General features: G+C 60.0%; 2 protein-coding genes. Both read right to left on the bottom strand.

What is annotated here, in order from left to right; translation table 11 throughout:
- Positions 1–8 precede the first annotated feature (8 nt).
- Positions 9–1,547 (bottom strand): 2-isopropylmalate synthase, encoded by a 1,539-nt coding sequence (locus AC1D1X_RS21025; RefSeq protein WP_477699083.1) that lies wholly within the window; start codon positions 1,545–1,547, stop codon positions 9–11.
- A gap of 52 nt (positions 1,548–1,599) precedes the next feature.
- Positions 1,600–2,326 (bottom strand): alpha-isopropylmalate synthase regulatory domain-containing protein (locus AC1D1X_RS21030; protein WP_477699084.1); only part of this gene is annotated, 727 nt, incomplete at its 5' end.

Genomic DNA, 2,326 nt, shown 5'->3' on the forward strand with positions numbered 1-2,326 from the left:
TTGTTACATCATCCCTGTGCCGCCACGCGGTCAGCTTTACTTTGGAGTTTGTTCAACGCGCTCAAATAGGCTTTTGCCGACGCCACCACGATGTCGGGGTCGGCGCCCACGCCATTGACCACCCGCCCGCTGTTTTGCAAACGCACCGTGACTTCTCCCTGGCTTTCTGTTGATCCGCTGATGGCGTTCACAGAGTAAAGCACCATCTCCGCACCGCTTTTGACGTGTGACTCGATGGCTTTGAGGGAGGCATCAACAGGGCCGTTGCCGTCGGATTCGCCTTTGACTTCCTTGCCGGCCACAGTGAACACGACGCTGGCCTGAGGGCGTTCGCCGGTTTCGCTGTGTTGCGACAGGGACACAAAGCCGTACTGTTCGTTGTCATGCGAAGCGCTTTCATCGCTCGCCAACGCCAGGATGTCCTCGTCAAAGATCTCGCTCTTGCGGTCCGCGAGTTCCTTGAACTTGGCGAAGGCGTTGTTGATGTCCGCTTCGCTTTCCATGGCGACACCGAGCTCCAGCAGACGCTGCTTGAACGCATTGCGCCCGCTCAGCTTGCCCAGCACGATCTTGTTGGCGCTCCACCCCACGTCTTCGGCGCGCATGATTTCATAGGTGTCGCGCGCCTTGAGCACACCGTCCTGGTGAATGCCGGAGGCATGCGCAAACGCATTGGCGCCGACCACGGCCTTATTCGGTTGCACCACAAAACCGGTGGTCTGGCTCACCATGCGGCTGGCCGCCAGAATGTGCTGCGTGTCGATTCCAAGTTCGAGGCCGAAGTAGTCCTTGCGGGTTTTGACCGCCATCACCACCTCTTCAAGCGAGCAGTTGCCGGCACGCTCGCCCAGCCCGTTGATGGTGCATTCCACCTGCCGCGCGCCGCCAATCTTCACACCGGCCAGAGAGTTGGCCACGGCCATCCCCAGGTCGTTGTGGCAGTGCAYGGACCAGACAGCCTTGTCGCTGTTGGGGATACGCTCGCGCAGGTTCTTGATGAAGTTGCCGTAGAGCTCGGGGATGGCGTAGCCTACCGTGTCGGGCACGTTGATGGTGGTCGCGCCTTCCTTGATCACGGCCTCCAGCACACGGCACAGGAAATCCGGGTCGGAGCGATAACCGTCTTCAGGGCTGAACTCGATATCGCCCATCAGATTTTTGGCAAAACGCACGGAGAGCTTGGCCTGCTCGAACACCTGATCGGGTGTCATGCGCAGTTTCTTTTCCATGTGCAGGGCGCTGGTTGCAAGGAACAGATGCAGACGCCCCGATGCCGCAGGTTTCAAGGCTTCTGCAGCGCGGGAGATATCCCTGTCGTTGGCACGCGCCAGCGAGCAGATGGTGGAGTCCCTCACCACCTCCGCAATAGCCTTCACGCATTCGAAATCGCCATTGGAGCTGGCAGCAAACCCGGCTTCGATCACATCGACCTTCAGGCGCTCCAGCTGGCGGGCAATCCGCAGCTTTTCGTCCTTGGTCATGGAGGCGCCGGGCGATTGCTCGCCGTCGCGCAAGGTAGTGTCAAAAATAATGAGTTTGTCGGTCATGGTGGGATTCCTGATGCGTTGGGCGCTCTGTGTTTTGAGGTATCTGAAGCGGTTAACCCGTAATGGTAGCAACGCCTGCAGGCTGGCTGGCCTTGCTGCGCTGCAGGCCCGAGACTATGGCCTTGAGCGATGCGGAGATGATGTTGCCATCCATACCGACGCCGAACAGCGTCTGGTCGTTGATCCGCAGTTCCAAGTAGGCCACGGCCTGCGCGCTCGCCCCGGCTCCGATGGCATGCTCGTGATAGTCCAGCACGCGAACGGAGTGGCCTGTCGCTGCGGCCAGGCCACCCACGAAAGCATCGATGGGGCCCGTCCCGGTGCCTTCAACGGCGTGATGGCGGCCCGCAAACTCGACCTCGGCTTTAATGTGGAAGGACTCGCCACCGGTCTTTCCGGTTTCTTCAATCACCAGGCGCTGGGGTGCGGCGATGGTCTGCACGCCATATTCCTTTTCAAACAGCGCAAAGATGTCTTTGCCGGTCAACTCCTTGCCGGTCGCATCCATCACCGATTGYACCACCTGGCTGAACTCGATCTGCAATCGGCGCGGGAGCTCGAGGCCGAACTCGCTTTCCAGCAAGTAGGCGATGCCACCCTTGCCGGACTGGCTGTTGACGCGGATCACGGCTTCATAGCTGCGGCCCAGGTCCTTAGGATCGATGGGCAAATAAGGCATGTCCCACACGTCGCCTTCTTTGCGCGCAGCGAAAGCCTTCTTGATGGCGTCCTGGTGCGAGCCGGAGAACGAGGTGTAGACCAGGTCGCCTGCATAAGGA

Source organism: Polaromonas sp. P1_G4 (genome assembly GCF_056405475.1).